The organism is Cellulomonas sp. GbtcB1 (assembly GCF_019091725.1).
GTDB lineage: Bacteria > Actinomycetota > Actinomycetes > Actinomycetales > Cellulomonadaceae > Cellulomonas.
Window position 1 is genome coordinate 1 of the sequence record NZ_JAGXJG010000485.1, and the last position, 241, is coordinate 241.

Below are 241 nucleotides of genomic sequence, written 5' to 3' on the forward strand. Positions count from 1 at the left end.
GGCCTTCACGGTCTCCGGCGACGTCCGGACGACCTCCCCGTCGGCCAGCACGACCTCGTGCGTGCGCACGAAGTCCCGCGTGACCCCGTACTTCACGCAGCGCATCCCGCCCGCGTTGGTCGCGATGTTCCCGCCGGCGGTGCTCTGCGCGTACGACGCCGGGTCCGGCGGGTAGAACAGGCCGCGGGCGGCGACCGCGTCCACCAGGTCCTTCGTGCCCACGCCCGGCTGGGCGACGGCG

The 241-nt window shown here is 74.7% G+C and carries 1 protein-coding gene; it reads right to left on the reverse strand.

Going from position 1 to position 241, the window contains the following annotated elements:
- Nucleotides 1-241, reverse strand: a 241-nt coding sequence (locus KVT14_RS21115) for an FAD-binding protein (protein WP_217617367.1), incomplete at both ends; no start/stop codon positions are given.